This is a genomic window from Streptomyces sp. NPDC059037, assembly GCF_042740015.1.
Classification (GTDB): domain Bacteria; phylum Actinomycetota; class Actinomycetes; order Streptomycetales; family Streptomycetaceae; genus Streptomyces.
On the sequence record NZ_JBHYIG010000078.1, the window covers coordinates 20,684 to 27,548 of the forward strand.

Genomic DNA, 6,865 nt, shown 5'->3' on the forward strand with positions numbered 1-6,865 from the left:
GGCAACATCACGTAGCCACCGCCGCCTGCGGCCGAATCGGCAACCGATTGACCGGCCGCCCCGTAGCCGCCCGCACCGCAGAAGCAACCGCCGCCGGCGACGCGACAACCGGCACCGCACTGGCCGCCTTCGCCCCGAAGGGAGCAACGACGTCCCGCTCCTCCACCAACTTCACGATGCGAATGTCAGGAATGTCCAAGGCAGTCGGAAGCGCATAGCCCGTCAAATCCGGATGCCGCACAAGCCCCCGCGGCGTCCGCAAGTTCTCCGTCAACGCCGCCCCCACCCCCTGCGTAACCCCCGCCTCAATACGCGTCTTCAACTGAGCCGGATTCAGGATGCGCCCGACATCCTGAGCCACCGCCAGCTCCACCACCCGTACCGAACCGATCTCGACATCGACATCGACCACCGCACGGATCGCACAGAACGCCATCCCCACAAAGGCGTCACCCTGACCGGCAGCATCCAACGGCTCCGTCGGATGCGGCCGGCACTGCGCCGTGGCCCACAACTCCTTGCCGTCCATCGCCTCCGTCACCGTCGTCGACAACACCCCGTCATACGACGTGATCTTGCCGTCGGTGATCTGCAGCAGCTCGGTGGACATACCGAACTTATGGGCAAGAGGCTGCAGCAACTGCGTACGCACCATCTTCGCCGCACGCTCCACCGCACCACCCGAAACCCACGTGTGGCGCCCATGGCAACTCGGCCCAGCAGGCGGCTGATCCGTATCCACCGGAGCGACCCGCACGTCATCGATCCCCAGCGTCTCCTGAACGATCTGACGAGCCAGAGTCGTAAAACCCTGCCCCGTCTCGACCGCCGCACAGATCACCGTGGCGACACCGTCCTGGACCTTCACCGTGGCCGTGGAAACCTCGTCCGCGCCCTCGGCGCCCAGGAGTTGAACCATCCCGAGGCCATAGCCGACACCCCGCCGCACCGCCGCAGGATCCCCCGCCCCCTCAGGGCCGCCAGGCAGCAGCCACTCGTCCTCGGGCGTGTCCTTCGGCAGCTCGGGAAGCGGGAAGTCCCGTACGGCGGCGAGGAGTTCGGCGACGGGCGCCGGGCACGTCACGGTCTGACCGGTGGGCAGGATGTCACCCGTCGCCATCGCGTTGCGCAGCCGCACCTCGGCCGGATCGATGCCCAACTTCTTCGCGATCTTGTCCATCTGGGCTTCGTACGCCGCGCACACCTGCATGGCGCCCTCGCCCCGGACATGCCCGGACGGCGGATTATTGGTGCGCACAGCCCAGCCCTCAATAAAGGCATTCGGCACCACATACGGCCCACACGCAAACGAAACAGCAGCCGCCAGCGCATCCGACGACGTGTCCGCGTACGCACCCGCGTCGAGCAGGACCTGCGCCTCCACCTTCACCAACTTGCCCTCGGCGTCCGCGTGATGGCGGTAGCGGAGCAGCGTCGGGTGGCGGTGGGCGTGCCCGAGGAAGGACTCCTCACGCGTCGCCGTCAGCTTCACCGGGCAGCCGGTGGTCAGGGCGAGCAGACCGAGCGGCAGGTGGAAGCTCGCGTCCTCGCGGTCGGCGGTCGCGCCGGGGACGCCGGTCACGACGACCTTCACGATGCCGGGGTCGATGCCGTAGCAGGACGCGGCCATGTCCCGGTCGGTGTGCGGGTCGGTGGAGGCGATGTACAGCTCCACTCCCCCGTCGGGGCGCGGCACGGCAAGACCCGCCTCGGCGCCGATCGGCGCGGGATCCTGCCGGCCGATGCGGTACAGGCCCTCGACGACGAGCTCGCCCGCAGCCTCCGGGTCGCCGTGCCGCAGCGGGATGTGCCGGATCAAGTTGCCGTCGGGGTGCAGCGGTTCGGCGGCGAAGGCCTTCTCCGGGTCGGTGACCGGCTCAAGCACCTCGTACTCGACGAAGATCGCCGCGGCGGCCATCCGCGCCGTGTCCGGATGATCGGCGGCCACGGCGGCGATGGGCTCGCCGTGGTGGCGTACGACATCGGAGGCGAAGACCGGACGGTCCGGGGTCTTGCGGCCCTGCAGCGCCTCGCCCGGCACGTCCTCGTGCGTGACGACGGACCGCACGCCCGGCATCTCGCGCGCCTGCGACGTGTCGATCGACACGATCCGCGCGTGCGCGTGCGGGGAGCGCAGGACGGCCGCCCAGAGCAGCCCCTCCGCCCACAGGTCGGACGCGTAGGGGAACGTGCCCTCGGTCTTGGCGCGGGACTCGGCGGACGGCAGCGATGCGCCGATGCCGTGCGGCAGGGGTTCGGGGCCGGGCTGCGGCTCCGCTGCGGTCGCGGTGCTCGCGCCCCCCGCGGCTTCGTTGCTCACGCCTGGCCTCCGTCCTGGCCGTATGGTCCCTCGTACGTTCCTGGTCCTTCGTACGCTCCGGGGCCTTCGTACGTTCCGTCGTACGCCGCCGCGTTGATCCCTCCGGCGCCGGGGCCCGCCTGGTGCGGGATGCGCGGCGCGTCCGGCGGGTCGTCGGGGCCCGACGGCTCCGCGGCGGCCGCGGACGCCTCGCGCTCGGCCACCACCTCGTGCACGGCGTCGAGCACACCGCGGTAGCCGGAGCAGCGGCAGAGGTTGCCGCACAGGGCGCGGCGGGTCTCCAGGTCGGTCGGGGCGGGGTTGCCCTCAAGGAGGTCGTGCAGGGTCATCGCCATGCCCGGTACGCAGAAACCGCACTGGACGGCACCGCAGGCGGCGAGCGCGCGCTGCACGTCGGACGGCTGACCGTCGGCGGCGAGGCCCTCGACGGTGCGCACCTCGCTGCCGGCGGCGGTGGCCGCGGGCACCAGGCAGGAGGCGACGAGGCGCCCGTCCACCTGGACGTTGCAGGCGCCGCACTCGCCCTGCGAGCAGCCGTCCTTGGCGCCCGCGAGGCCGAGGCGCTCGCGCAGCACGTAGAGCAGGGACTCGCCGATCCAGGCGTCGGTGACGGGGCGGTCGGTGCCGTTGACGCGCAGGACGTAGGAGCAGAGGGGGTGCTCGTCGCCGAGGTCGGCGGAGGTCGACGGGGGGTCTTCCTGGGCGGCTTCGGGGGCGGCTTCGGCCTCCGCTTCGGCTTCCGCGTCAGGGGCGGCCGGGGCCTCAGGCGACGCCACGGGAGCGTCGTCGGTCACTTCGGCCGATACGGGCTCGGCCTCGGGCTCGGGCTCAAGAACAGGCTCGGGCTCAGCGACAGGCACGGGCGCAGGCGCAGGCGCGGGCTCGACCGCGACCTGGGGCTCCACCTCGACCTCGGCGGCGACCTGCGGCTGCGGCTCCGGCTGCGGCTCCGGCTCCGGAGACCACGGCTCACCCGCCCCGGCACCCCCCGTCGCCCACGGAGCGGCCGCCCCGCCCGGCAGCGTCGCGGGCGGCGTACCGCCCCACTGAGCAGCGAGCGAGGACGTCGTGAACTCGCCCGATTCATCCGGAAGATCACCATTGGCGACGGGAATCGACCACTGCCCGGTGACATCGGCGGGCGCGGGCGCCGCCGCCTCCGCCTCGTGGAAGCTCCACTGCCCGGTGGCGCCATGGTCGTACGCCTGCTCAGGAACGGACGGAGCGGACGGAACAGATGGAGCGGACGGAGTAGACGGAGCAGACGGAGCGGACGGCTCGACCGGCACCTCACCGGCAACCGGCCACTGCACGTTCTGCACGCCCTGCCCGCCCTGCACACCGGAAGCCGCCCCCGCCCCGGTCACATCGGCCGGCATGACCCAGGTCCCGGTCGCCGCCGGGTCCGTCGCGTCGGCGGTCGTCGGCGTGACCGTTATCTGCGGCGGCACATAGCCGTGGCCGGGCGCAGCGAGCGGAGAGCCGTCCAGGAGGCCTTCCGGCAGCTGCACGAAGGCGGTGGCGTCCGAGTCGTACTCGCCCTGCGGGTGCGGCTGCCAGCCCCCGTTGTTGTCCTGGTCGTCACTCACGACAGCGCCCTCCCCAGTGCCCGTCGGGCCAGCGCGGCGACGGTGCGCCGCAGGTGCAGTACGGCGGGCGGATGCGGCTGCGGGGAGCCGTCGTCCGCCGGTGGCTGGTCGGGGATGCACGCGGCGGCGACGTACTCGCCGAAGGCCGTCAGCGCCTCCGGCACGATCGCCCGCTCGCCGTCCCAGTCGATCAGCGAGGCGACCCACTGCTCGGCCTCCAGGGGCCGCAGCGGCATCGGCGCGACGGCGCCGACCGCGCAGCGCACCCCGCGCCGCGCGGGGTCGAGCACGAGCGCGACGGAGGCGATCGCCCGGCCGGGTCCGGTGCGTCCGGTCGCCTTCAGGAAGACCTGCGGCGCGTGCAGCAGCGGAAGGCGTACGAAGCCGATGAGTTCGCCGGGGCGGAGCATGTCCATCCCGGCGAGCAGATGCGAGACGGGCACCTCGCGGCGTGCGCCGCCGGGGCCCGCGATGATCAGTACGGCTTCCAGGGCGGCGAGGACGGGCAGCGTGTCACCGGTCGGGCCCGCGCTGGCGATGTTGCCGCCGAGCGTGCCCGCGTTGCGGATCTGCGGGGGTCCCGCGGCGCGCGCGGCGGCCGCGAGCGCCGGGATCAGGGCCGCGAAGTCGGGCCGCCCCACGCGGGCGTGGGTGAGTCCGGCGCCGAGCAGCGCGTGACCGTCCTGGTACTGCCAGCCGCGGATCTCGCTGATGCGGCCGAGGCCGACGAGCGCGGCGGGGCGCAGGAGCCCCGCGTTGACCGAGGCCATGAGGTCGGTGCCGCCGGCGACGGGCACGGCGGCAGGCATCGCGGCGAGCGCCTCCACGGCCTCGTCGAGCGTCCCAGGCAGCTTCGCCGTGTGCGCGGTGAGCGCCGCCTGCGGTGCGTGCGTGGTCAAAACCGGCTGCCCCTTCCCGATGCCCGGCGGCTTTCTCGCCGTTCCCACCGTTACGCCTGTTCCGCCGTACGGTACGTGCTCACTGCCCGGACGTGGCAACTCTGGCACATGTTCCCCGGCCCCCGGCGCGGGGGTCCGCTAGGAGACATTCATCCGCAGACCTGGGGGATGTGCCGGTTTCGCACGCCCTCACCGGTCGGCGGGAATTGCCACTCTTCGGTGAACCTTGTACGACTTTCTTCCGGCCGCCCACGGTCCCAGCGCGGGCGGCCCGGCACCTCCACTATCGGGTGCCTCTCACACGTTTGGGGGCGACCCGTCGATCGGGCGTCCGAGCACACCGGGGCGGCGCTGCCACGGCAACGGGCCACCGGGTGGCCGGTAGTCGACGCCGAGGGCATCAAGTCGCATGTAATGAGCGGTCATTCGCCGCTCGAAGTCCGCGAAGTCACGCTCGGCCGGGTCGGGGAGCGCGCTCCAGGCGACCTCGGCGAAGGCGGCGAGACGCGGGAACACCTGGTAGTCCACGCGTGCGTGGTACTCCATCACCTCGGTCCACACGTTGGCCTGCGTACCGAGAACATGCCCGCGCTCGGCCTCGGTGAGCTCCGGTGGCAGCGGCTCGAAGCGATAGACGTCCTCAAGGGTGCGGACGTACCCGATGGGTGCGGGCTCGTCGGCTCCGCCGTCCTGTCGGTGGTCCAAGTAGACCTGCTGCTCGGGACACATGACGACGTCGTGCCCGGCCTTGGCCGCCGCGATGCCACCCCCGTACCCGCGCCAGGACGACACGGTGGCGCCCTCCGCGAGCCCGCCTTCGAGGATCTCGTCCCAGCCGATGAGCCGACGCCCGCGCGCGGACAGCCACTTGTCGAAGTGCCGGATGAACCAGCTCTGCAGACCGTCCTCGTCACCGACCCCCAACTCCTTGATGCGGGCCTGCGCGGTGGGCGACTGCTTCCACTGGTCCTTGGGGCACTCGTCGCCGCCGACATGGATGAAGGTGGAGGGGAAGAGTTCGAGCACCTCCTCGAAGACGCCCTCGTAGAAGCGGAGGGTCTCCTCGGTCGGGGCGAGGACGTTCGGGTTGACGCCCCACGTGTCCCAGACGCCGAGGGAGGAGGTGTCGACGACGTCGGTGTTGCCGAGTTCCGGGTACGCGGCGATCGCGGCCTGCGAATGCCCCGGGATGTCGATCTCGGGTACGACGGCGATGTGCAGGGCATCGGCGTACGCGACGATCTCGCGGATGTCGTCCTGCGTGTAGTGGCCGCCGTGCGGCGTCTCGTTCCACAGCCCGGACGCTCGGTGCCCCCACTTGGAGCGCGGCCGCCAGGACCCGACCTCGGTGAGCTTCGGGTGGCGCTTGATCTCGATGCGCCAGCCCTGGTCGTCGGTGAGGTGGAAGTGGAAGACGTTCAGCTTGTGCGCGGCGAGCAGGTCGAGATAGCGCAGGACGCCGTCCTTGGGCATGAAGTGCCGGGACACGTCGAGCATCATGCCGCGCCAGCGGAAGCGCGGGGCGTCCTCGATGGCGCCCAGGGGCAGGGTCCACTGCCGCCCGGATCCGACCGGGGCCCGCCGGAACGCCTCGGGGCCGAGCAGCTGGCGCAGGGTCTGGGCTCCCCAGAAGACGCCGGGGGCGGCACCTCCCCGGATCTCCACGCCTCCCTCGGCGACGGTGAGCCGGTACGCCTCGGGGGCGAGGGCGTCGTCGATGCGCAGCGCGACGGCGCTGCCCCGCGCACCGGGGGCGAGCGGAAGACCGAGTGCGGCACCGAGGGACGAGCGCAGCCAGCGCTCGGTGGACCCGGTGCCGGGGGAGGCGTCGATGAGGGTCGACGCGTCGAGGACGAAGCCTTCGCCGTGCGGGCGGCCCTCGGCGCGTGCGGGCGCCGGGATGAGTTCCTCAAAGGTCATGCGGCGAGACTTCCACGCGATTGCACAACGCAAAAGGGGCGGTGGGGCCCCCGCCACCCCCCCCCCCGCGGCATACAGGGGTCCCCGCCCGAGGCTACATATTGCCGGCCATGGCCCCCAGTTCCATGTCGCCACCC

4 protein-coding genes are annotated in these 6,865 nt (G+C 72.1%); all 4 read right to left on the minus strand.

Annotation, left to right across the window (positions count from 1 at the left end; translation table 11 throughout):
* Positions 1–7: 7 nt before the first annotated feature.
* Complete coding sequence (locus ACFWY6_RS18320) at positions 8–2,320, minus strand: xanthine dehydrogenase family protein molybdopterin-binding subunit (protein WP_384691176.1); 2,313 nt, start codon at positions 2,318–2,320, stop codon at positions 8–10.
* Complete coding sequence (locus ACFWY6_RS18325; RefSeq protein WP_384691179.1) at positions 2,317–3,909, minus strand: 2Fe-2S iron-sulfur cluster-binding protein; 1,593 nt, start codon at positions 3,907–3,909, stop codon at positions 2,317–2,319. Before ACFWY6_RS18325 ends, ACFWY6_RS18320 begins: the two co-directional genes overlap by 4 nt.
* Positions 3,906–4,808, minus strand: a complete 903-nt coding sequence (locus ACFWY6_RS18330) for a xanthine dehydrogenase family protein subunit M (RefSeq protein ID WP_135336498.1) — start codon at positions 4,806–4,808, stop codon at positions 3,906–3,908. The genes ACFWY6_RS18325 and ACFWY6_RS18330 overlap by 4 nt, the downstream gene beginning before the upstream one ends.
* 297 nt (positions 4,809–5,105) lie before the next feature.
* Positions 5,106–6,728: a beta-N-acetylhexosaminidase gene (locus ACFWY6_RS18335; RefSeq protein ID WP_384691183.1), complete on the minus strand. Its 1,623-nt coding sequence runs from the start codon at positions 6,726–6,728 to the stop codon at positions 5,106–5,108.
* Positions 6,729–6,865: the final 137 nt, after the last annotated feature.